This is a genomic window from Geodermatophilus sp. URMC 60 (assembly GCF_053502585.1).
On sequence record NZ_CP199958.1, the window covers coordinates 2,758,512 to 2,780,916 of the forward strand.

A 22,405-nucleotide genomic window follows, 5' to 3' on the forward strand; every position below is an offset into this window, starting at 1 on the left:
CGGGGTCCCCGTGCCTGATGACCGGAGTCCTTGACATGTCCCGGGCATCGGTCTGCGCTTGCCTTCCCACCCCCGGACAGAGGGGGACCGATGCCTGCTCTGTTCATCAGTCACAGCAACCAGGACCGGGTCGCGACGGAGCGAGTGAGCAGCTGGCTGCAGAGAGCCGGCTTCACCACGGTCTTCGTGGACTTCGACCCAGAAGACGGCATACCGGCGGGGCGCAACTGGGAACGCGAGCTGTACGCCCGGCTGCGTCGCACCGAGGCCGTGGTCTTCCTCGCGAGTCGCACTGCGACGGCGTCCCGGTGGTGCTTCGCAGAGCTCAGTCTGGCGCGCTCGTTGGGGCACCCCGTCTTCCCCCTGGCGCTGGAGCCCGGAGTGCGACTCCCGCTCCTGGCGGACGTGCAGTGGATCGACCTGACCGACGCCGATCTCGCCTCCGACGGGCACGACGGGGACGGCACCGGCCGGCCGCCGGGGCTGCGCAGGCTCCTGGCGGGTCTGCGGGCGGCAGGTCTCGACCCGGCGGATGCGTTCTCCTGGGACCCGACCCGGTCGCCCTACCCGGGGCTGGCTCCCTTCGACCCGGAGGACGCCGCGGTCTTCTTCGCCCGGGAACGGGAGACCGAGCGGTTGCTCGAGCTGCTGCACCCGACCCTGCAGCACGGCGCAGGCCGGTTCGTGGCCGTCGTCGGCCCGTCCGGGAGCGGCAAGTCCTCGCTCCTGCGTGCCGGGCTGCTGCCCCGGCTCGCCCGGTCGCCGACGCACTGGATCCTCGTGCCGCCGCTACGCCCGGGGGGCCGCCCCACCCACCACCTGGCCAACTGCCTGGCCGAGGCCTTCACCGAGCACGGGCACCCCCGTTCCACCGCTGATGTCGAGGGCGTCCTCAGCCGTGGGTCGGAGGGGCTGGTCCTGCTCGCCCGGGAGCTGGCCGATCTGGCCGGGAGGGGGACCGGTCAGCCGGCCTCGCTGGTGGTGATCGACCAGGCCGAGGAACTGATCACGGTCAGCGGAACGCGAGAACAGCAGTCGTTCCTCAGGCTGCTGGACGGTGCGCTCGGCGAGGACACACCCCTGTGGGTGGTCGCCTCGGTCCGCTCCGAGTTCCTCGCCACCGCACCGGAGCGCGCCGGGCTCGCCGAGGTGATCGACGACCCCCTCGTGGTGGAGCCGCTCGGTCGCGGCCGACTTGCAGAGGTGATCGCCCGACCGGCCCAGCGGGCGGGGTTGGACCTGCAGGCGGGGCTGGTCGAGCGGATGGTCGAGGACACCGCCGGCGGGGACGCCCTGCCGCTGCTGGCCTACACCCTGCGGGAACTGGCGGAACGGTCCGGGCCCGATGGCCGGATGAGCCTGGCGCAGTACGACGCCGTGGGCGGAGTGGTCGGTGCCCTCCAGCGCCATGCCGACCGCGTCAGCGACGAGCTCACGCGCCGCGGGCTCGGCGCTCACGTCGTCCCCACATTGATCAAGCTGGTCACCGTCAGCCCCGAGGGGGAGACGACCCGGCGCCGTGTGTCCTGCAGCGCGCTGGCCGACGAGGAGCGCGCGGTGGTCGACGCCTTCGTCGACGCCCGGCTGCTCGTGAGTCACGACGAGACCTCCGGTCCAGGTGGTGATCGAGCCACGGGAGATGCCGTGGTGGAGGTCGCGCACGAGGCGCTGCTGCGGCAGTGGCACCCGCTGCGGGACGCCGTCGAGGCCGACCGGTTCAGTCTGGAGCTCCGGTCCGAACTGGAACGGCACGCCGCTGACTGGGAGCACGGCGACCGCGACGAGTCCTACCTGCTGCGCGGCGGGCGGCTCGCGGCCATCGGCGTGTGGGCGGACGAGCACATCGGCGAGCTCGGACCGGTCGAGAGCCGGTACCTGCAGGCCAGTCGAGCGCTGGCCGCACGCGAACTGGAGACGGCCCGACGCTCGAACCGGCGACTACGGGCACTGGCCGCCGGTCTGGCGTTCTTGCTGGTGGCAGCCGTCGCCGCCGGGGGACTGGCCCTGCAGCAGAACCGCGAAGCCCAGGGTCAGGCGCGGCTGGCCATGGCGCGCCAGATCGCGGCCGAGGCGGACGATCTCGTCCAGGGCAAGCCGGACACGGCGATCCTCGCCGGCCTGCACAGCATGAGCCTGGCCGGCGGCGAGCGGCCGGGCCCGATACCGCCCGACGGGCTGATCACCGGCCTGGCCCAGATGACGCACACGTCCCAGCTGCTGACGGGGCACACCGGCCCGGTGTGGGGTGTGGCGTTCAGCCCCGACGGTCGTCTGCTGGCCACCAGCAGCGGGGACCGGACCGTACGGTTGTGGGAGGTCGAGTCCGGTCGGCCGGTCGGTGATCCGCTGACCGGGCACACGGCCGCCGTCAGGGACGTGGTCTTCAGCCCTGACGGGAATCTGTTGGCCTCCGCCAGTGGGGACCAGACGCTGCGACTGTGGGACGTGGCGACCGGGCGACCGCTCGGGCGGTCGTTCTCCGGCCACGCCGCCGGTCTCTGGGCGGTCGCGTTCAGTCCCGACGGGAGCCTGCTGGCGACGGCGGGAGCCGACCACACGGTGCGGCTGTGGCACGTGGCGACCGGACGACCGCAGGGCTCGCCGCTGACCGGGCACACGGACGAGGTCCGCGACGTCGCGTTCAGTCCGGACGGCGTCCAGCTGGCGACCGTTGGCGTGGACCAGACGGTGCGGCTGTGGGAGGTGGCGACCGGACGGCCTCTGGGAGCGCCCTTGACCGGACACCAGGACGAGGTCTGGGGAGTTGCCTTCAGCCCCGACGGGGCTCTGCTGGCGACCGCCAGTGCCGACTGGTCGGTGCAGCTCTGGGACGCGGTCACCGGGCAGCCCCTGGGGCAGCCGCTCGGTGGCTACTCGGGCCCCGTCTGGGCGGTGGCCTTCAGCCCGGACGGCGGATTGCTGGTCAGTGCGACCGAGAACGGGACGGTGCAGCTGTGGGACACCGCGTCGGGACAACCCCACGCGCAGGCGCTGGTCGGGCACACCATGTGGGCGGATGGCGTGGCGTTCAGCCCGGACGGGTCCCGCGTCGCCAGCGTCAGCCTCGACCAGACCGCTCGGATCTGGGACGTGACCGAGACGCACTCCGTCAGCCGGCCGCTCGCCGGCCACACCGCCTGGGTGAACGGGGTGGCGTTCAACCCGGACGGGGATGTCCTGGCCAGCGCAGGCGGTGACGCGACGGTGCAACTCTGGGACGCCGAGAGCGGCCAGCCGGCAGGACCGCCGCTGTTCGGCCACGACGACTGGGTCGGCGACGTCGCCTTCAGCCCGGACGGGACCCTCCTGGCCAGCGGTGGTGGCGACCGGACCGTGCGGCTGTGGGACGCAATGACAGGTGAGCCGTACGGTGAGCCGTTGACCGGCCACACCGACGGGGTGAACTCGGTGGCGTTCAGCCCGGACGGGGAGCTGCTGGCCAGCGTGGGCGAGGACCAGACAGTGCGGCTGTGGGGTGTCTCGACGGGTGGGCCTCGCGGTGAGCCGTTGACCGGCCACACGGACTGGGTGAGCGGGGTGGCGTTCAGCCCGGACGGGACCCTCCTGGCCAGCGCCAGTGGCGACCAGACGGTGCGACTGTGGGACGTCATGACCGGTCAGCTCCGGGGTGAGCCGTTGACCGGCCACACCGGTTACGTGCAGGACGTGGCATTCAGCTCGGATGGTCGACTGCTGGCCTCGGGCAGCACCGACAACACCGTTCGACTGTGGGACGTCACGTCCGGACAGCCACACGGAGAACCCCTCAGAGGGCACACCAACACCGTGCTGGGTGTGGCGTTCAGCCCGGACGGTCGATTGGTGGCCAGCGTCGCGGACGACCGGACGCTACGGCTGTGGGACGTGGCGACCGGGGAGCCCCATGGCCCCTCGCTGACGGGACACCGGGAAGAGATACGAGCGGTGGCGTTCAGCCCAGAAGGTCGGTGGGTGGCGACCGGCAGCCGTGACGGCTTGGTACGGCTGTGGGACACGGAGTTCTCGTCCTGGGTGGAGGCCGGCTGCCGGATGGTGAGCCGGAACCTCTCGATGACCGAGTGGGAGCAGCTGGCCCCTGGGATGGCCTACGAGCGGACGTGCCCCGACCTACCCGCGGGAGAGGGGGCGCCACCGGACGCCCCTGTCGCTCGCTACTCGAACTGACGCACGTGCCGTCAGGCCGCAGTGCACCCGCTCCGGCTGTCCCGACCGCTCACGGGGGCCGGCGAGCGGCGGGTGGGCTTCCGCCGTCACTGGCCTGACGGGGACGACCGTCGTCGACCGGCCCCGCGGGGCTCGGCCGAGATCGCCGCGGCGCCGAGCCGACCGGTAGATGGCGACGCCCGGCGCGAGGCCGACGGCGATGACCCCGAGCACGATCGCGGTCTCGGGCCGCCCGGCGAGCAGCTGGGACAGCGCCGCGAGCACGACCACTCCGAGCACGACCACTCCGAGCACGACCACTCCGAGCACGACCACTCCGAGCACGACCACTCCGAGCACGACCACTCCGAGCACGACCACTCCGAGCACGACCACTCCGAGCACGACCACTCCGAGCACGACCACTCCGAGCACCGTGGTGGCGACGTCGACGTGGCGCGTGGCCGGCCGCATGGCCGGAGGTAGCGGTCTCGGCACTAGGATGGTCGGCACGACGGACGAGTCGGCCGGGCGGTCGCGTCGGCGGGGGAGACCCCGTCGCCGAGGAACGTCCGGGCTCCACAGGGCAGGGTGGTCGCTAACGGCGACCCGGGGTGACCCGCGGGACAGTGCCACAGAGAACAGACCGCCAGCGGCTCGCCGCTGGTGAGGGTGAAACGGTGGTGTAAGAGACCACCAGCGCACCGGGTGACCGGTGCGGCTCGGTAAACCCCACCCGGAGCAAGGTCGAGAGGGACGGCGGTCGCACCGCCGTCCTGCGCAGGCGTTCGAGGGCTGCCCGCCCGATGCCTGCGGGTGGACCGCTGGAGCCTGCCGGCAACGGCAGGCCTAGATGGATGGCCGCCCATCGGGATGCCGTGAGGCACCCGTGGACAGAACCCGGCGTACAGGCCGACTCGTCCGTCGCCCGGCTCGGACCTGCAGGTCCAAGCTCAGAGTGCCGCGTCAGTCCGCACAGGGTCCGGGACTCGGCCGAGCGCTACCCCGCACGCAGGCCCGCATCGTCGGCTGTGGGCCAGGCGGGTCGCGGTGCGCTCAGGCGCCCGCCGGCTGCTCGGAGGCGCGGGAGGCCATCGGGACGCTGCCGATCCGGTTCCCGCCGCCCTCCGGCAGGCGCATCCCCGCGCGGCCGTGCCGGGCGAAGGCCGGCGGGACCGATGAGATCGTCCGCGTCGGGCGGTCCGAGCTGCCGGACCGGGTCGTGGATCAGGAGGACGCATGCGGAAGATCGTCGTGCACATGATGCTGTCGCTGGACGGCTACTTCGAGGGGCCGGACCACGACCTGAGCTGGCACCTCGTCGACGAGGAGCTGCACGCGCACTTCAACGAGCAGCTCGCGACCAACAGCGCCTTCATGGAGGGCCGGGTCACCTACGAGCTCATGGAAGCGTTCTGGCCGACCGCCGACCAGGACCCGGACGCCCCGCCGACCATGCGTGAGTTCGCCGGCATCTGGCGGGCGGTGCCCAAGATCGTGTTCTCCCGCACGCTGCGGGAGGTCGGCCCCAACGCCTCGCTGCGGGCAGAGGTGGACCCCGACGAGATCCGCGCACTGAAGCAGCAGCCCGGCGGGGACATGACGCTCGGCGGGGCCGACCTGGTCGAGACCTTCCGCCGGCTGGACCTGGTCGACGAGTACCGCCTCTACGTCAACCCGGTCGTCATCGGCCGCGGTCGACGGCTGTTCGAGACCGCCGACGACCCGACCGCCCTGGAGCTGGTGGAGAACCGGCGGTTCGGCAACGGTGTCGTCCTGTTGCGCTACGCCGTCCGACGGCCCTAGGTGTCCGCGTCGAGCGGTCCGAGCAGACGGGTGGGGCGTCTGGGAGCACGTGGCCGTGCTGCGCCCGGAGCCGGTGTGGCCCGGCAGGTACGTGGCGGACCAGGCCTCGGCCTCCCGCGCGGCCCGCCGTCGGCATCCGGGAACAGCGGCGGCCCCCGGCGTGCTGTCCACCGTGTGAGCGTCGCCCCCGCACCGACCGTCTCCTTCGACGACCGCTTCGCCCGCGAGCTGCCGGAGATGGCGGTCCCGTGGCAGGCCGACCAGGCCCCGGACCCGCAGCTGCTCGTGCTGAACGACGCGCTGGCCGCCGAACTGGGGCTCGACCCCGAGGCGCTCCGCGGCCCCGAGGGCGTGCGGCTGCTGCTCGGCACGTCCCTGCCCGCCGGCGCGAAGCCGGTCGCGCAGGCCTACGCCGGGCACCAGTTCGGCGGGTTCGTCCCGCGCCTGGGTGACGGCCGGGCGCTGCTGCTGGGTGAGCTGACCGACGTCCACGGGCGGCTGCGCGACCTGCACCTCAAGGGCTCGGGCCGCACGCCGTTCTCCCGGGGCGGCGACGGCCTGGCCGTCGTCGGTCCGATGCTGCGCGAGTACGTCATCAGCGAGGCGATGCACGCCCTCGGCATCCCCACCACGCGCTCCCTCGCCGTGGTGGCGACCGGCCGCCCGGTGCGCCGCGAGACCCTGCTGCCCGGCGCCGTCCTGGCACGGGTCGCGGGCAGCCACCTGCGGGTGGGCAGCTTCCAGTACGCCCGCGCCACCGGGGACGTCGAACTGCTGCGCCGGCTCGCCGAGCACGCCATCGCCCGGCACCACGCCGCAGCGGCGGACGCCGGGAACCCCCACCTCGCGCTGTTCGAGGCCGTGGTCACCGCCCAGGCCTCGCTGGTGGCGCAGTGGATGCTGGTCGGCTTCGTGCACGGCGTCATGAACACCGACAACACGACGATCTCCGGCGAGACCATCGACTACGGGCCCTGCGCGTTCCTCGACGCCTTCGACCCGGCCACCGTCTTCAGCTCGATCGACGCCGGCGGGCGCTACGCCTACGGCAACCAGCCGATCGTGGCCGAGTGGAACCTCGCCCGCTTCGCCGAGACGCTGCTGCCGCTGCTCACCGACGACCAGGAGCAGGCCGTCGCCCTGGCGGTCGGGGCGCTCGAGCGGTTCCGCCCGCAGTACAACGCCGCCTGGACGGCGGGGATGCGCGCCAAGCTCGGCCTGCCCGAGGGGCTGGACGACGACGTGACCACCGCGCTGGTCGAGGAGCTGCTCGCTCTCATGCAGGAGAGCCGCGTCGACCTGACGTCGTTCTTCCGCGCCCTCGGCACCGCGGCCCGGGGCGACGCCGAGCCCGCCCGACTGCTCGTCCTGGACCTGGCGCGCTTCGACGCCTGGCTCGAGCGGTGGCGCGCCCTCGGTCCGGACGCCGAGGCGATGGACCGCGCCAACCCGGTCTACATCCCGCGCAACCACCTCGTCGAGGAGGCGCTGGAGGCCGCCACGACCGGCGACCTGGCCCCGCTGCGGCAGCTGCTCGAGGTGCTGGCCGCGCCCTACGAGGAGCGTCCGGGTCTCGAGCGCTACGCCGCCCCGGCCCCGGGCGGCACCGGCCCCTACCGCACCTTCTGCGGTACCTGAGCCGCCGGGGTGGACGGCCCGTTCACCCCGGCGTGACCGGGTGCGCGTCGCCGTCGCCGCCTGCAGCCGGTCTCCAGCCGGCGGCCGTCCTGCGCCGCAGCAGTCGTCGTCTTGCCGAACCAGCAACGATCCTTGCCGGTCGAGCGCTGTCCGTCGCACCGTGGTCCCGGAGGTGGTCACGGTGACCGATGAACTGAGGAACGAGTACGACGTCGTGGTGGTCGGCGGTGGTGCCGCCGGTCTGAACGGGGCGCTCCTGCTGGCCCGCTCGCGGCGGTCCGTGGTGGTGGTCGACGCGGGCGCACCGCGCAACGCACCGGCGGCCGGCGTGCACGGGCTGCTGGCGCGCGAGGGGATGCCGCCGGGCGAGCTGCTCGAGCGCGGGCGGGCCGAGGTCCGCTCCTACGGCGGCCAGGTGGTCGACGGCGAGGTCGTCGGCGCGGACCGGGACGGCGACGGCTTCACCGTCGGGCTGGCCGACGGGCGGACCGTGCGGGCTCGCCGGCTGCTGGTCACCACGGGGCTGGTCGACGAGCTGCCCGACGTCCCCGGGCTGCGTGAGCGCTGGGGCCGCGACGTGCTGCACTGCCCGTACTGCCACGGCTGGGAGGTCCGCGACCAGGCCATCGGCGTGCTGGCCAGCGGGCCCATGGCGGTGCACCAGGCGCTGCTGTTCCGGCAGCTCAGCGCCGATGTCGTCCTCTTCGCGCACACCCAGCCGGCGCCCTCCGGCGAGCAGGCCGAGCAGCTGGCCGCCCTCGGCGTCCCGGTGGTGACCGGAGAGGTGGCCGGGCTCGAGGTCGCCGGCGACCGGCTCGTCGGCGTGCGGCTGGCCGACGGCACGGTGGTCGAACGCCACGCCGTCGCCGTCCAGTCGCGGATGGTCGCCCGCGCCGGCTTCCTCACCGGTCTGGGCCTGACCCCGGTGCCGCACCCGTCAGGGATGGGGGAGCACCTGGTGGCCGACGCCACCGGGCGCAGCACCGTCCCCGGCGTGTGGCTCGCCGGCAACGTCACCGACCTGTCCGCGCAGGTCGGTGCGGCCGCGGCGGCGGGCGCAGCCGCAGGAGCCCAGGTGAACTACGACCTCGTCCTCGAGGACACGCGCCGGGCGGCCGCCGCCCGCGAGCCGCTGGGGGTGTGAGCGGTCACGGCCAGGAATGGACGGCGCCGGCGCTGCCTTGGCTCCTGACATCCGGCCAGCGTGGGCCGTCCGCACACCGCCTGGACGAATGGGACGACCGTGACCGACCTGCAGGACCGCGCCGCGACCGCGACGCTCGCACCGACGACCGAGGCCGCGCCGCCCAACCGGGCGCTGCTCGCCCTCCTCCTCGGCGCGTTCGTCGCAGTCGGGCCGCTGACGATCGACATGTACCTGCCGGCGCTACCCACCATCAGCGCCGAGCTGGGGACGACGTCGGCGATGGTCCAGCTGACCCTCACCGGCACGCTCGTCGGCCTGGCGATCGGCCAGCTCGTCCTCGGCCCGCTCTCCGACACGTTCGGGCGGCGCGGGCCGCTGCTGGCCGGCACGGCGCTGTACGTGGTGGCCTCGCTGCTGGTGCTGGTCGCCCCGAGCATCGAGGTGCTCGGCGTGCTGCGCCTGCTGCAGGGCGTGGGGACGGCGGCCGGCGCGGTGGTCGCGATGGCCGTCGTCCGCGACCTGTTCACCGGACGGGCGGCGGCCACGATGCTGTCCCGGCTGTTCCTCGTGCTCGGTGCCGCGCCGGTGCTGGCGCCCACGCTGGGTGGGGAGCTGCTGCGGGTCACGAGCTGGCGCGGCATCTTCGCCGTCCTCGCCGTCTACGGCCTGCTGCTGCTCACCGTGGGCGCACTGGCCCTGCGCGAGACGCTGCCGCCGTCCCGGCGCAGCGGCCACGGCGTCGCCGGCACGCTGCGCACCTACCGCGGGCTGCTGCGCGACCGCACGTTCGTCGGCCTGGTGCTCGTCGCCGGGCTCACGATGGCCGGGCTGTTCAGCTACGTCTCCGGCTCGTCGTTCGTCTTCCAGCGGCAGTTCGGCCTCGACGAGCAGCAGTTCGGTCTGCTGTTCGGCGCGGGCGCGTTCTGGCTGATCGCGGCCACCCAGCTCAACCCGGTGGTGCTGCGCCGGTGGTCGCCGGCGCAGGTGCTGGTCACCGGCACCGTCTTCGGCGCGGTCGCCGGCGCGGCGCTGCTCGTCCTCGCCCTCACCGGTACCGGCGGGCTGGTCGCGGTCGTCGTCCCGCTGTGGGCGATGCTCTTCGCCTCCGGCCTCGCGCTGCCCAACGCCCCGGCGCTGGCGCTGTCCCGGCACGGGGAGTCGGCCGGCTCGGCCGCGGCGTTGCTCGGCGCGGTGCAGTTCGGCGTGGGCGCCGCGGTCTCCCCGGTCGTCGGCCTGCTGGGCAACGACGCCGCGGCGATGGGCACGGTCATCCTGGCCGCGCTGGTCCTCGCCATCGCGGTGCTGATGACCGTCGTCCGCCCCTGGGAGCTGACCGACGAGCCGGCACCCGCTGCCGCGCACTGACCCTCGGCCGGTTGACGACCGGCGCCCGCGCGGCCACGGTCGCCTGGTGCGGAGCGGGCGGCGGGGCGGCAGAGCCGCCTCGGGCGGGGTGGTGGTGGACCGACGCGGGCTGGCCCTGCTGACCGGCAGCCACGTCGTGGACGACCTGTACCAGGGTGCGGTGCCCGCGCTGCTGCCCTTCCTGGTGCTGGAGCGGGGCTACTCCTACGCCGCCGCCACCGGCATCACCCTGGCTGCCACCGTGCTCTCGTCGGTGGTCCAGCCCGCCTTCGGCGTCCTGGCCGACCGCCGCCCCCTGCCCTGGCTGCCCGCGGTGGGGCTGCTGGTCGCCGGGGTGGGCATCGGGCTGGCCGGCCTCGGCGACTCCTACTGGTGGACGTGGGCGGCGGTGGCCCTCTCCGGTCTCGGCGTGGCCGCCTACCACCCCGCCGCGGCCCGGGCGGCGCGCGCGGCTGCCGGCGCCTCCGCGCAGGGGATGAGCTGGTTCGCCGTCGGGGGCAACGCCGGTCTCGCCCTCGGCCCGGTCGTGGTCACGCCCGTGCTGCTGGCGTACGGCGTGGCGGGGACGCCCCTGCTGGCGCTGCCGGCCCTCGGCACGGCCGCCGTCCTGCTCGCGCTCGGCCGCCGGGCCCGCGCCCGCCCGCGCGCCACCGCCGCGGCCGGCGGGGCACGGCAGCGGGACGACGACTGGCGGTCGTTCGGCTGGCTGACCGGGCTGGTGGTGATCCGCTCGATGCTCTACTTCGGGGTGTCGTCCCTGGTCGCGCTGTACGTCATCGACCGCTTCGGCCTCTCCGCCTCCGCCGGCTCCGCAGCGCTGGCGACGTTCCTCGGCGTCGGGGCGGTCGGCACCCTCGTCGGCGGCTGGCTCGCCGACCGCTGGGGCCGGGTACCGGCCATCCGGCTGGGCTACGCGGTCGCCGTGCCCGGTCTGGTCCTGCTCGTCGCCGCGCCGTCCTGGCCCGGGGCCCTCGCTGCCGCCGTCCTGCTCGGCCTGGGGCTCTACCTGCCCTTCTCGGTGCAGACGACCCTCGGGCAGGAGCTGCTCCCCAACCGCGTCGGCACGGCCTCCGGAGTCACCCTCGGCCTGGCCGTCTCGGCCGGCGGTGCCGTGACACCCCTGTTCGGGGTGCTGGCCGACGCGCACGGCCTGGTGTGGTCGGTGGCCGCCCTCCTCCCACTGCCGGTGCTCGCGCTGCTGGTCAGCCTGCGGCTGCCCGGGCCGACCACGTCGGCGCGCGCGGCGTCGTCCCGCGCGGAGAGCCGGCCGGGATCCCCGCCCGAGCGGGCCGCACCGCACCGCTGACGCGCAGCCCCGTGCGGCAGGGGGGCGACCCGCCGCGAAGCGCGGCCGGGACCTGCGAATACTGGCCGGGTGACGGAGGAGGGCGCGGACCGGCGGACGTCGTTCTGGCCGCGCACCCGGGTCCGCCGTCCCGCTGACGGGGTCGAGCTGGCGCTCGCGGCCGGCGCGCTGGTGCTCCTGGTCCTGCTCGCCCTGCGGGTGCCGGACGTGCCCACCCCCGGGACCGACCTCGCCGACGCGGTCCTCGGCGGACTGCCGCGCACGGTGCTCTCCGTCGCCAACGGGGTCGCATCGCTCGCCGTGCTGGCGCTGCTCGGCGCCGTCCTGCTCGACGCGCTGCGGTGGCGCCGCTTCGCGCTCACCTCCGCCGTCCTCGCCTGCGCGCTGGGGACGGGACTCGGCGAGGCGGCCGAGTGGCTGCTGGGCGGGAGGAACCTGCTGGGGCCGGCCGCGGACGCGGCGGTCACGCCGATCGCCGCCGCCGTCGGCCTGCTGCTCGGGGCCGACCTGCAGCGGCGCCCGCGGTGGACGACGCCGGCCAGGCTGGCGGTGGGTGCGGCGCTGCTGTGCGCCCTGGCCCTGGGCAGCCTCACCCTGCTCAGCGGGGCGATCGCCGTGCTCGCCGGGGCGGTGGCCGGCCTCCTCGTCCGGGTGCTGGTCGGCGTGCTGCCCGCGCGTCCGGACGAGGGGCGGATCCGCGCGGTCCTCGCGGCGGCCGGGCTCCCGGTGGACGAGCTGTGCCCGCTGCCGCACCCGGCGGAGAGCCTGCGCTACGCCGCCACCTCGCCCGGCGGGGACCTCGAGGTGACCGTCGTGGACCCTGACCGCCGCGGCGTCTCGCTGGCCCGCCGCGGGGTGTCGCTGGTGCGGCTGCGGTCGTCGGTCGTCGGCCGGCCCGCGCTCACGTTGCGCGGCCAGCTCGAACGGGAGGCGCTCTGCGCCGCCATCGCGCGAGCGGCCGACGTCCCCGCACCCTCGGTGCTGACGCTGCTGTCCACGGGACCGGCGCTGCTGTCGGTGGCCCGGCCGCTCGCCGGTACCCCGCTCTCGGACGCGGACGGCGCGGTCCCGGAGGAACTGCGGGCCGCCTTCGCCGCGCTCAGGCGGGTGCACCGGGCCGGGATGGCCCACGGCGCGCTCACCGCGCGGTCGGTCGTCCTGATGCCGGACGGCCGGGTCGGCTTCAGCCGGTGGCGGTCCGCACAGCCGGCGGCCAGCGAGCTGCAACGCGAGCTGGACGTCGTGGCGCTCCTGGTGACCGCGGCCGCGCACGCCGGTGTCGAGGCCGCGGTGGTTGCGCTGCGCGCCGGCTACGGGACCGGGACACCGGCCGAGGCGCGGCTGGCGGCGCTGGCCCAGCCGCTGGTGCTGCCCCCGCCTCTGCGCGAGGCGGTGCGCCGGACCAGCGTCGTCAGCGACCTGCGCGCCGCCCTGACCGGACCCTCGGGAGCGGCTCCGGCCACGGCGCCGCGCCTCGAGCGCGTGCGGCCACGGACGATCGTCACGGTGCTGGCGGCGACGGTCGCCGCGTACGTGCTGGCCTCCCAGCTCTCCGAGGTCAGCCTCGGCAGCACGCTGAGCGCGGCCCGCTGGGAGTGGCTCGCGGTCGCGGTGCTCGGCTCGGCCGTGACGTACGTCGGCGCGGCGCTGGCGCTGCAGGCCTTCGTGCCCGCGGACCTGCCGCTGGGTCGCACCACGCTGGTGCAGGTCGCGACGGCCTTCGTCACGCTGGTGACCCCGCCGACGGTGGGGCACGTCGGGCTCGGCATCCGCTACCTCCAGCGCGCCGGCGTCCCCCTGGCGACGGCCGCGGCCAGCGTCGCCGTGAGCCAGGTCGTCACCGTCGTCGTCACGGTGGTCGTGCTGCTGGTGTGCAGCTGGGTGAGCGGCGTCTCGGCGTCCCGCCCGACGCTCCTGCCCAGCGGTGAGGTGCTCGTCGTCCTGCTGGGGGCGACGGCGGTGCTCGTCGCCGTGGGCCTGCTGCCGCCGACGCGGCGGCTGCTGCACCGCCGCGTGGAGCCGCTGCTGCGCCAGACGCTGCCCCAGCTGCTCACCGCGCTGTCCCAGCCGCGCCGGCTCGGGACGGCGGTGCTCGGCATCCTGCTGCTCAACGGCGGCTACGTGGTGGCGCTCGACGCCTCGCTGCGCGCCTTCTCCGCGTCCCTGTCCCTGCCGACGCTCGTCGTGGTCTACCTGGCGGCGTCCACGATCGGATCGGCGGCGCCCACCCCCGGCGGGCTCGGCGCCGTCGAGGCCGCCCTCGTCGGCGCCCTCACGGCGACGGGTGTGCCGGTGACGGCCGCGCTCACCGCCGTCCTCGCCTTCCGGACGGCGACGTTCTGGCTGCCGGCGCCGTTCGGCTGGCTCGCCTTCCTCACCCTCCAGCGCAGGCAGCAGATCTGAACCGCGTGGCCCGAGCTGCGGTTCTCCCTCGCCGCGCCCCGAGCAGCCGGACCGTCGGGAGCCGATCGCAGTCGGGTCGCCCGGGTCGAGGCTCGGGGCACCGGTCGGCGCGCGACCCCGAACGCAGGAGCAGCCGGACTGCCGGCGCGGTCAGAGCGCCAGGAACCAGCCCAGCGCCCCCGCCACGACGCCGACCACGAGCAGGACAGCGGCGGCGGCACGGTCGAACCGGTTGTCGAGCAGGGTGTCGAGCAGGACGGCGAGGTCACCGAGCCGGACGGGGGTCTCCGGCCGGTGCCCCGCCGGGCTGCTGTCGCGCCAGCGGCGCAGAGCGGCGCCGGTCCTGCGGGCGTCCGCGACCAGCAGCGCCAGGCCGGTCACCTGAGCGAGCACCGCCACGGCGAAGCAGACGACGGCCAGGGCGACCTGCGCGGTCTCGCTCATGCCGCTGAGGGTGCCGGAAACCACCGACCGGTGGGACGACGGACCCGTGCACCCGATCAGGCGCACCGCTCCCGTGCCGTCCACCGATCGGTGGCGGTCCCGCATCGGCGGGCGCAGTCGTGCCATCGTCGCTCCGTGCTCGCCGCCCTCACCGTCGTCGCCCTGCTCCTGGGGGCGGCCGCGGGGGTGCTCGTCAACCGCGCCGCTGGCCGCTTCCCCTGGCCGCCGGACACCGGTGCGCGGGAGCTGGTGGGCCCCGGTCCGGTCGCCGTCCGGCCGCCGCTCGTCGAGGTGGCGACCGGGCTGCTGTGCGCTCTGACGGTGCTGCGCTCGGGGCTCTCGTGGGAGCTGCCGGCGTTCCTGCTCCTCGCCGTCGTGGGCGTGCTGCTCGCCGTGGTGGACCTGCAGAACCGGCTGCTGCCCAACCGCGTGGTGCTGCCCGCACTCGCCGCGGGGACGGCGCTGCTGCTCCTCCCGGCCCTCGCCGACGGCGCCTGGGACGCGCTGCTGCGGGCGGTGCTCGGCGCGGCGGCCCTGTTCGCGGTGTACCTGGCACTCGCGCTGGTCTCGCCCGGCGGCCTGGGCATGGGTGACGTGAAGCTGGCCGCACTCCTCGGCCTGTACCTGGGCTGGCTCGGCTGGGCGGCGGTGGTGCTGGGCGCGCTCGCCGGCTTCGTCGTCCAGGCGGGGATCGCGCTGGCGCTGCTGGCGACCCGGCGGATCGGGGTGCGCGGTGAGCTGCCCTTCGGACCGGCCATGCTCGCCGGCGCCGCTCTGGTGATCGGCGGGGCGGCGCTGCTGCCCTGAGCCCTCCGGCGGTTTCCCGCGGAAAGCGGCGTGTGGCGCCGGTCACGTGGCGTGACGTCCGCCGGCGGGCGGTCCCCCGGGCGGGCGGACGCTGTCGGCCGACCGGATGACCCGGCCTCAAGCGGGCCGACCGTTCGGACGACACCCCCTGGCAAGTGCCGCGACGTCCGGGTCGCCCGATCCGGACCGGCCGGCACCGTCCCCCAGGGAGTCCCCGTGCTGGACCTCGTCACCAACCCGCTGGCCACCCTCGCCACGCTCTGCTCCTTCGCCGAGGAGCGCCTCAAGCGCGAGGAGAAGGGCGCGACCGCCGTCGAGTACGGCCTCATGGTCGGCCTGATCGCCGTCGTGATCATCGCGGCCGTGATCGCCCTCGGCGGTCGCCTCGACGAGCTCTTCACCTCGATCGTCGAGGAGCTGGGCGGCACCGTGCCCGCCGCCGACTGATCCCTCGCACCCACGGCGCAGCGGCCCCGTCCCCCCGGGGCCGCTGCGCCGCGCCGCACCCGGGCAGCGACGACCCAGCGGGAGAGGAGGTGGGGGACCGGTGCGCACCCGACTGCGCGACGAGCACGGCGCCGGCGCCGTGGAGTTCGCGATGATCGTGCCGCTGCTGCTCGTCCTGGTGCTCGGCATCGCCGAGTTCGGGCACGCCTTCCAGGTGCAGGGCACCCTGTCCGCCGCCGCCCGCGAGGGCGCCCGCGCCATGGCCCTGCAGAACGACCCGGCCGCGGCGCGCACGGCCGTCCGCGACGCGACCCCCACGCTCGACCCGGCCATCACCGACGCGCAGATCACCGTGACACCGCAGACCGGCTGCCCGATGACCGGCACGACGACGCAGAACGTGCGCATCACCGTCGACTACCCGATGCCGTTCCTCACCGGCTTCTTCGGCGCGGACATCGACCTCACCGGGACGGGGGTCATGCGGTGCAACGGCTGAAGAAGGACCCCGTCCTCCCCACCCTCCGCTCCGCCCAGGGCCGTGCCCGGGACGGGGCCGGGCAGCAGGGCGGCCGCTCTGCCCTTCGCCGCCGGCTGGCCGGCGAGCACGGCGCCTCGGCGGTGCTCCTGGCGCTGCTGCTCGTGCCGGTCCTCGGCTTCACCGCCATCGCCGTCGACATCGGCGCCCTGTACGCGGAGAGGGCCCGGCTGCAGGTCGCCGCCGACGCGGCGGCGCTCGCCGTCGCCGCCGACTGCGCCAAGGGCGCCTGCGGCGACATGCAGGCGACCGCGCAGGGCATGGTGGACGCCAACCTCGGCGACGCCACCGCCGCTCCACCGGTCCTGGCGTCGAACCCCCACCGCGTCACCGTCTCCGGGCGCACCCCGCAGGAACACTGGTTCGCCCCGGCGATCGGGCACGACGCGACCGCCGTCTCGGCCACCGCCACGGTGGCCTGGGGCGGTCCGAGCGGGGGCACCGCCGTCCTGCCCCTGACCTTCTCCTGGTGCGAGTTCTCCCAGCAGACCGGTGGCGGGCTGCCCTCGGGCACCACCGAACGGACCATCTTCCTGACCAAGTCCTCGACCACGATCGAGGACTGCACCGGGCCGTCGGACAACATCGTGCCGGGCGGGTTCGGCTACCTGGTCAGCGACCCCGGCGAGTGCCGCGCCACGAGCGCCAGCGACGAGCGCTCGTACTCCTCGACCGGCAACACCCCGCCGTCCCAGTGCTCGGCCGCCGACTTCGCCTCCTGGGTGGGCCGCACGGTGCTGCTGCCGATCTTCGACCAGTACGGCGGCACGGGCAGCAACGCCTGGTACCGCGTCTACGGCTACGCCGCCTTCCGGCTGACCGGCTACCACCTCGGCGGCCAGTTCGAGTCCCAGCCGCGACCGTGCAGCGGCAGCGGGCGCTGCGTGACCGGCTACTTCACCCGCTTCGTCGACCTCGGCGAGGCCTTCGACTACGACCCCGACGCCCCGCAGCTGGGTGCCTGGGTCCTCCGACTCGTCCGATAGGGGCCCTCGTGAGACGCCGACTGCTCGCCGCCCTGGCGGCGCTGCTCCTCGCCGCCACCGGCGCCGTGGTCCTGCTGGCCTACGTGCGCGGTGCCGACGCCCGAGCCCTGGCCGGGGTGGAGACCGTGGACGTCCTCCTGGTCGAGCAGCCGGTCGCCGAGGGGACGCCGGCCGAGGAGCTGGCCGACCTCGTCCGCACCGAGCGGCTCCCGGCCAAGGCCGCCGTCCCGGGCGGGGTCGCCGACCTCGACCAGCTGGCCGGGCAGGTCGCCACCGTCGACCTGCAGCCGGGCGAGCAGCTGCTGGCGGCCCGCTTCGCCGCCCCCGCGGACCTCACCGTGCCGGGCACCGTGACCCCGCCGGAGGGGGCCTCGGAGGTCAGCATCCTGCTCGAACCGCAGCGCGCCGTCGGCGGCCGGCTCGCCGCCGGGGACACCGTCGGGGTGCACGTCTCCCTCGAGGGCGAGACGCACGTCGTCCTGAACCGCGTGCTGGTCACCCAGGTGCAGGGCGCCCCGGTCCGATCCGAGGCGGGCGACGAGACGCAGACCGCGTCCTCCGGCGGCGCGGCGCCCTCGGCCAGCCTCATGGTCACGCTCGGGCTGCTCCCGGAGGCGGCCGAGGCGGTCGTCTTCGGCATGGAGCACGGCACCGTCTGGCTCTCCCTCGAGCCGGACGGCGTCGACACCACCGGCACCGAGGTCGTCACCCCCGAGAACGTCTACGAGAAGGACTACTCATGAGCCGCGTGGTGCTCGGCGCAGCCGACGAGGAGCTCGTCCTGCGCGTCGAGGAGGCGACCGACGGCGACGTGCACGTGCTGCACGCCGGCCGGCTGCCCGCCGACCCGGCGCGGCTGTTCGAGCAGCTGGTCGACGGCGAGCTGCCCGACGTCCTGCTGATCGGCCCGGCGGCGCCGCTGTCCGAGGTGTTCGGCCTGGCCGCCCGGCTCGACGTGCAGTGCCCCGGCATCAGCGTCGTCCTGCTCGCCCACCCGGCCCCGGAGACGTGGCAGGCGGCGATGCGTGCCGGGGTGCGCGACCTGCTGCCGCCCACCGCGGACGCCGGCGAGATCCGCGCCGCCGTCGAGCGCGCCGGCTCCAGCGCGGCCGGACGGCGACGGGTGCTGCGCCCGGTCGAGGAGACCGCCCGCTACACCGGCCGGGTCATCACCGTGGCCTCGCCGAAGGGTGGCGTCGGCAAGACCACCGTGTCGGCCAACCTCGCCATCGGGCTGACCGCGGCCGCACCGCAGTCGACGGTGCTCGTCGACCTCGACGTCCAGTTCGGCGACGTCGCCTCCGCGCTCGGACTGGCGCCGGAGTACGCGCTGCCCGACGTCGTCCACGGCCCGGCGGTCGAGGACACGATGGTCCTCAAGACCTTCCTCACCCAGCACCCCAGCGGCCTGTACGCGGTGTGCGGGGCGGAGTCCCCGGCCGCCGGCGACACCGTGACCGCCGCCGACGTCAGCCGGCTGCTCACCTCGCTGGCCCGCGAGTTCCGCTACGTCGTCGTCGACACCGCGCCGGGGCTCTCCGAGCAGACCCTGGCCGCGCTCGACCGGGCCACCGACGTGGTGATGCTGAGCAGCATGGACGTCCCCGGCGTCCGCGGGCTGCGCAAGGAGCTCGACGTGCTGCGCGAGCTGTGCATGATCCCGGCCGGCCGGCACGTGGTGATGAACTTCGCCGACGCCAAGGGCGGGCTGTCGGTGCGCGACGTGGAGACCGCGATCGGCACCGGCGTGGACGTCGTCCTGCCGCGGTCGGCCGCGGTGCCCGGGTCGACCAACCAGGGCGTGCCGATCCTGGCCTCCGGCCGGCGGGATCCCGTGGTCAAGGAGCTCCGCCGGCTGGTGTCCCGCTTCGCCGCCACCCCGATCGTGCGGCCCGGCCGGTACCGCGCCAAGCACCGGGCGGCGTCGTGACCTCCGCCTCCGTGCACCGGGCGGCGTCGTGACCTCCGCCTCCGTGCACCGGGCGGCGTCGTGACCTCCGCCTCCGTGCACCGGGCGGCGTCGTGACCTCCGCCTCCGTGCACCGGGCGGCGTCGTGACCTCCGCCTCCGTGCACCGGGCGGCGTCGTGAACCTCGCGTCCCGCCTCGCGGCGGCCCAGGGCCGGCACGCCGCGCCCGAGGCCGATGCGCCCTCCGCCCTGCCGGCGCCCCGGGCCGCCGCCCCGGTGGCCGTGCCGCCGCCCACCGACGCGCTCACCCGGCTCAAGGACCGCGTCGCCAAGGCGCTGTTCGAGCGCATGGGCAACCGGATGAACGACCCGTCGCTGTCGGAGGAGCAGCTGCGCGCCGTCGTCCTCGGTGAGCTCGACGAGGTGGTCGAGGAGGAGCGGGTCCCGCTGTCGGCCGACGAGCGGGCGCGGCTCACCGCCGAGCTGGCCGACGACGTCCTGGGGTACGGCCCGCTGCAGCGGCTGCTCGACGACCCGAGCGTCACCGAGATCATGTGCAACGGCCCGGACGCGGTCTACGTCGAGCAGGAGGGCCGGCTCGTCCGCACCGGCGCACGGTTCACCTCCGAGGAGCACCTGCGCCGGGTGATCGACCGGATCGTCTCCCGGGTGGGGCGGCGGATCGACGAGTCCTCGCCGCTGGTCGACGCCCGGCTGGCCGACGGCTCCCGCGTCAACGCGATCATCCCGCCGCTGGCCTTCAGCGGGTCGACGCTGACCATCCGCAAGTTCGCCAAGGACCCGTTCACCGTCGACGACCTGATCGGCTTCGGCACCCTCTCACCGGAGATGGCCGAGCTGCTGCGCGCCTGCGTCGAGGCCCGGCTCAACGTCATCGTCTCCGGAGGCACCGGCACCGGGAAGACGACGCTGCTCAACGTGCTGTCCTCGTTCATCCCCGAGGGCGAGCGGATCGTCACCATCGAGGACGCCGTCGAGCTGCAGCTGCAGCAGGACCACGTCGTCCGGCTGGAGTCCCGGCCGCCCAACATCGAGGGCCGGGGCGCGATCACCATCCGCGACCTGGTGCGCAACTCGCTGCGGATGCGGCCCGACCGGATCGTCGTCGGGGAGTGCCGCGGTGGGGAGTCGCTGGACATGCTCCAGGCGATGAACACCGGCCACGACGGGTCGCTGTCGACGGTGCACGCCAACTCCCCGCGCGACGCCATCGCCCGGCTGGAGACGCTCGTGCTCATGGCCGGCATGGACCTGCCGCTGCGCGCCATCCGCGAGCAGATCGCCTCGGCCGTCGACGTCGTCGTCCAGCTGACCCGGCTGCGCGACGGCACCCGCCGGGTGACCCACGTGACCGAGGTGCAGGGCATGGAGGGGGAGACGGTCACGCTGCAGGACGCGTTCCTCTTCGACTACTCCGCGGGGGTCGACGCCGCCGGCCGGTTCCTCGGCAAGCCGGTGCCCACCGGGGTCCGGCCGCGGTTCACCGACCGCTTCGAGGAGCTCGGCATCCGGGTCTCACCGCGGGTCTTCGGCACCGTCGAGGCCCGCCGGGGGTGGACCTGATGTCCCCGTTCCTGCTCGGCGTCGGGCTGCTCGCGGTCACCGGCGCGCTGCTGCTGCTCGCCCTCGTCGTCCTGCCGGCCGGGCCGCGGCGGGTGCCGCTGTCCCGCCTGGACCCCGCGGTGGCGCCACCGGCGTCGGCACTGGCCGGGGCCTCGGCCGCGGCCGGTGCCGCGGTCGAGCGGGTGCTCGCCCGGCGCGGGCTGGTGGCCCGCGGCACGGCCGCGCTGGAGCGGGCCGGGGTGGCCACGGCGCTGTCCGACGTCGTCCTGCTGGTGGGCCTGGGCACCGTCGTCCTCGGCGCGCTGGGCCTGCTGCTCGGCGGGCTGCTGCTCGGCCTGGTGCTCGCGGCGCTGCCCCCGCTGGGCGCCAAGGTGCTCCTGGGGATGCGGCGCGGACGGCGGCAGGCGGCCTTCGCCGACCAGCTCGACGACTCGCTGCAGCTGATGGCCAGCAGCCTGCGCGCCGGGCACAGCCTGCTGCGCGCGGTCGACGCCGTCTCCACCGAGGCCGCGTCCCCCACGGCGGAGGAGTTCGCCCGGATCGTCAACGAGACGCGGGTGGGCCGCGACCTCGGCGACGCTCTCGACGAGGTCGCCGAGCGGATGGCCAGCGACGACTTCCGCTGGGTGGCCCAGGCGATCGGCATCCACCGGGAGGTCGGCGGCAACCTGGCCGAGGTCCTCGACACCGTCGGGCACACCATCCGGGAGCGCAACGCCATCCGCCGTCAGGTCAAGGCGCTGTCGGCCGAGGGCAAACTGTCCGCGATCGTGCTGATGACCCTGCCCTTCGGCATCGTCGGCTTCCTGTCGGTGACCAATCCGGCCTACCTCGCCGGCTTCACCGAGGGACTCGCCGGCCACCTGATGATCGCCACCGTCGTCGTGCTGCTCACCGTCGGCGGGCTGTGGCTCAAGAAGACCGTGGCGATCCGGTTCTGATGGTCCCCGCCCCCGTGCTCGCGGCCGCCCTGGCCGTCGCCCTCGCCGTCCCGCTGCTGGGCTGGGCCCTGCTGGCCCGCCCGCAGGACGCCGCCGCACGCGCCCGCGCCAACCTGACCCGCGGCCTGGAGCTGCCCGGTGCGGCCGCCACCCGGCCACGTGCCCGGCTGCTGCCCAGGCTGGCCGGCGCCCTCACCCCTGCCGGCACGGTGGCCCGGCTCAACCGGCTGGCCGGCGCAGCGGGACGCCCGGCCGAGTGGCCGGTGCCCCGGCTGGTGGCGGCCAAGCTGGTGCTCGCCCTCGTCGCCGGGGCGCTCGGGCTGCTGGTGGTGACGGCGAGCCCCGGTCCGCTGACCGTGCTCATGGCCGTCGTCGTGACCGGGGTGGCCCACGTCGTCCCCGAGCTGCTGCTCTACAGCCGCGGGCAGGAGCGGCAGCAGGCGATCGCGCTCGAGCTCGCCGACACCCTCGACCAGATGACCATCGCGGTGGAGGCCGGGCTCGGCTTCGAGGCGGCGATGGCGCGGGCCGGGCGCAACGGCCGCGGAGCGCTCGCCGAGGAGCTGGTTCGCACGCTGCAGGACATCGCCGTCGGCCAGCCGCGCCGCGAGGCCTACCTGGCGCTGGCCGAGCGGACGGCGGTGCCCGACCTGCGCCGCTTCATCCGCGCGGTGGTGCAGGCCGACGCGTACGGGGTCTCGATCGCCGACGTGCTGCGCACCCAGGCCGCGGAGATGCGGCTCAAGCGCCGGCAGCGGGCCGAGGAGAAGGCCATGCAGATCCCGGTGAAGGTGATCTTCCCGCTCATCCTGTGCATCCTGCCGACGCTGTTCATCGTGCTGCTCGGCCCCGCCGTCCTCGACATCGCCGCGGCCTTCGGCGGGGAGTGAGGAAGGACCTCCCTGCCCCCCCGCCACGCACGGGCTCGCAGCGGGCCCCGG

Annotated in this window: 18 protein-coding genes and 1 other RNA gene; 17 read left to right on the top strand and 2 right to left on the bottom strand. The window is 75.1% G+C overall.

Annotated features, from left to right (window positions below):
• The first annotated feature begins 90 nt into the window (after positions 1 to 90).
• Positions 91 to 4,164, top strand: a complete 4,074-nt coding sequence (locus ACWIX3_RS13155) for an nSTAND1 domain-containing NTPase (protein WP_448607798.1) — start codon at positions 91 to 93, stop codon at positions 4,162 to 4,164.
• On the opposite strand, the gene ACWIX3_RS13160 is transcribed toward ACWIX3_RS13155, so the two are convergent.
• On the bottom strand, positions 4,108 to 4,617 hold the full coding sequence (locus ACWIX3_RS13160) for a hypothetical protein (protein WP_448607799.1): 510 nt from the start codon (positions 4,615 to 4,617) through the stop codon (positions 4,108 to 4,110). The genes ACWIX3_RS13155 and ACWIX3_RS13160 overlap by 57 nt on opposite strands.
• Before the next feature lie 45 nt (positions 4,618 to 4,662).
• On the opposite strand from ACWIX3_RS13160, the gene rnpB reads away from it, so the two are divergent.
• From rnpB to ACWIX3_RS13195, 7 genes are all read left to right on the top strand, one after another.
• Positions 4,663 to 5,067: RNase P RNA component class A (rnpB, locus tag ACWIX3_RS13165), an RNA gene on the top strand.
• Positions 5,068 to 5,382: 315 nt separating this feature from the next.
• Positions 5,383 to 5,949 carry a dihydrofolate reductase family protein gene (locus ACWIX3_RS13170; RefSeq protein WP_448607800.1) on the top strand — a complete coding sequence of 189 codons (567 nt, stop codon included), beginning with the start codon at positions 5,383 to 5,385 and terminating at the stop codon, positions 5,947 to 5,949.
• A 174-nt stretch (positions 5,950 to 6,123) separates the two neighbouring features.
• Complete coding sequence (locus tag ACWIX3_RS13175) at positions 6,124 to 7,587, top strand: protein adenylyltransferase SelO (protein WP_448607801.1); 1,464 nt, start codon at positions 6,124 to 6,126, stop codon at positions 7,585 to 7,587.
• Between the two features lie 181 nt (positions 7,588 to 7,768).
• Positions 7,769 to 8,731, top strand: a complete 963-nt coding sequence (locus ACWIX3_RS13180; RefSeq protein ID WP_448607802.1) for an NAD(P)/FAD-dependent oxidoreductase — start codon at positions 7,769 to 7,771, stop codon at positions 8,729 to 8,731.
• 99 nt (positions 8,732 to 8,830) lie between these two features.
• Complete coding sequence (locus tag ACWIX3_RS13185; RefSeq protein ID WP_448607803.1) at positions 8,831 to 10,099, top strand: multidrug effflux MFS transporter; 1,269 nt, start codon at positions 8,831 to 8,833, stop codon at positions 10,097 to 10,099.
• Positions 10,100 to 10,145: 46 nt separating this feature from the next.
• Complete coding sequence (locus ACWIX3_RS13190; protein WP_448607804.1) at positions 10,146 to 11,405, top strand: MFS transporter; 1,260 nt, start codon at positions 10,146 to 10,148, stop codon at positions 11,403 to 11,405.
• 69 nt (positions 11,406 to 11,474) lie between these two features.
• Positions 11,475 to 13,808, top strand: a complete 2,334-nt coding sequence (locus ACWIX3_RS13195; protein ID WP_448607805.1) for a lysylphosphatidylglycerol synthase domain-containing protein — start codon at positions 11,475 to 11,477, stop codon at positions 13,806 to 13,808.
• A gap of 150 nt (positions 13,809 to 13,958) precedes the next feature.
• Here ACWIX3_RS13195 and ACWIX3_RS13200 read toward each other — a convergent pair whose 3' ends face one another.
• Positions 13,959 to 14,252, bottom strand: a complete 294-nt coding sequence (locus ACWIX3_RS13200; protein WP_448607806.1) for a hypothetical protein — start codon at positions 14,250 to 14,252, stop codon at positions 13,959 to 13,961.
• Between the two features lie 135 nt (positions 14,253 to 14,387).
• Between ACWIX3_RS13200 and ACWIX3_RS13205 the strand changes: the two genes are divergently transcribed.
• From ACWIX3_RS13205 to ACWIX3_RS13245, 9 genes are all read left to right on the top strand, one after another.
• The gene (locus ACWIX3_RS13205; RefSeq protein ID WP_448607807.1) at positions 14,388 to 15,059 is read left to right on the top strand and encodes a prepilin peptidase; all 672 of its coding nucleotides are present in this window, start codon (positions 14,388 to 14,390) and stop codon (positions 15,057 to 15,059) included.
• A gap of 216 nt (positions 15,060 to 15,275) precedes the next feature.
• On the top strand, positions 15,276 to 15,506 hold the full coding sequence (locus ACWIX3_RS13210; RefSeq protein WP_448607808.1) for a Flp family type IVb pilin: 231 nt from the start codon (positions 15,276 to 15,278) through the stop codon (positions 15,504 to 15,506).
• Between the two features lie 100 nt (positions 15,507 to 15,606).
• Entirely contained in the window at positions 15,607 to 16,005 is a 399-nt protein-coding gene (locus ACWIX3_RS13215) for a TadE/TadG family type IV pilus assembly protein (protein ID WP_448607809.1), read from the top strand.
• Positions 15,993 to 17,030 (top strand): pilus assembly protein TadG-related protein, encoded by a 1,038-nt coding sequence (locus ACWIX3_RS13220; RefSeq protein ID WP_448607810.1) that lies wholly within the window; start codon positions 15,993 to 15,995, stop codon positions 17,028 to 17,030. Before ACWIX3_RS13215 ends, ACWIX3_RS13220 begins: the two co-directional genes overlap by 13 nt.
• Before the next feature lie 8 nt (positions 17,031 to 17,038).
• Positions 17,039 to 17,773: a Flp pilus assembly protein CpaB gene (cpaB, locus tag ACWIX3_RS13225; protein ID WP_448607811.1), complete on the top strand. Its 735-nt coding sequence runs from the start codon at positions 17,039 to 17,041 to the stop codon at positions 17,771 to 17,773.
• Positions 17,770 to 18,960 carry an AAA family ATPase gene (locus ACWIX3_RS13230; RefSeq protein WP_448607812.1) on the top strand — a complete coding sequence of 397 codons (1,191 nt, stop codon included), beginning with the start codon at positions 17,770 to 17,772 and terminating at the stop codon, positions 18,958 to 18,960. Before cpaB ends, ACWIX3_RS13230 begins: the two co-directional genes overlap by 4 nt.
• Before the next feature lie 156 nt (positions 18,961 to 19,116).
• Positions 19,117 to 20,523, top strand: a complete 1,407-nt coding sequence (locus ACWIX3_RS13235) for a CpaF family protein (protein ID WP_448607813.1) — start codon at positions 19,117 to 19,119, stop codon at positions 20,521 to 20,523.
• On the top strand, positions 20,523 to 21,464 hold the full coding sequence (locus tag ACWIX3_RS13240; protein ID WP_448607814.1) for a type II secretion system F family protein: 942 nt from the start codon (positions 20,523 to 20,525) through the stop codon (positions 21,462 to 21,464). The genes ACWIX3_RS13235 and ACWIX3_RS13240 overlap by 1 nt, the downstream gene beginning before the upstream one ends.
• Positions 21,464 to 22,354, top strand: a complete 891-nt coding sequence (locus tag ACWIX3_RS13245; RefSeq protein WP_448607815.1) for a type II secretion system F family protein — start codon at positions 21,464 to 21,466, stop codon at positions 22,352 to 22,354. Before ACWIX3_RS13240 ends, ACWIX3_RS13245 begins: the two co-directional genes overlap by 1 nt.
• Positions 22,355 to 22,405: the final 51 nt, after the last annotated feature.

What these genes read in the sequence shown, in the direction of transcription:
- ACWIX3_RS13155 (WP_448607798.1), top strand. Translation starts at nt 91, where the DNA reads ATGCCTGCTCTGTTCATCAGTCACAGCAACCAGGACCGGGTCGCGACG.
- ACWIX3_RS13160 (WP_448607799.1), bottom strand. Translation starts at nt 4,617, where the DNA reads ATGCGGCCGGCCACGCGCCACGTCGACGTCGCCACCACGGTGCTCGGA.
- ACWIX3_RS13170 (WP_448607800.1), top strand. Translation starts at nt 5,383, where the DNA reads ATGCGGAAGATCGTCGTGCACATGATGCTGTCGCTGGACGGCTACTTC.
- ACWIX3_RS13200 (WP_448607806.1), bottom strand. Translation starts at nt 14,252, where the DNA reads ATGAGCGAGACCGCGCAGGTCGCCCTGGCCGTCGTCTGCTTCGCCGTG.
- ACWIX3_RS13230 (WP_448607812.1), top strand. Translation starts at nt 17,770, where the DNA reads ATGAGCCGCGTGGTGCTCGGCGCAGCCGACGAGGAGCTCGTCCTGCGC.
- ACWIX3_RS13240 (WP_448607814.1), top strand. Translation starts at nt 20,523, where the DNA reads ATGTCCCCGTTCCTGCTCGGCGTCGGGCTGCTCGCGGTCACCGGCGCG.
- ACWIX3_RS13245 (WP_448607815.1), top strand. Translation starts at nt 21,464, where the DNA reads ATGGTCCCCGCCCCCGTGCTCGCGGCCGCCCTGGCCGTCGCCCTCGCC.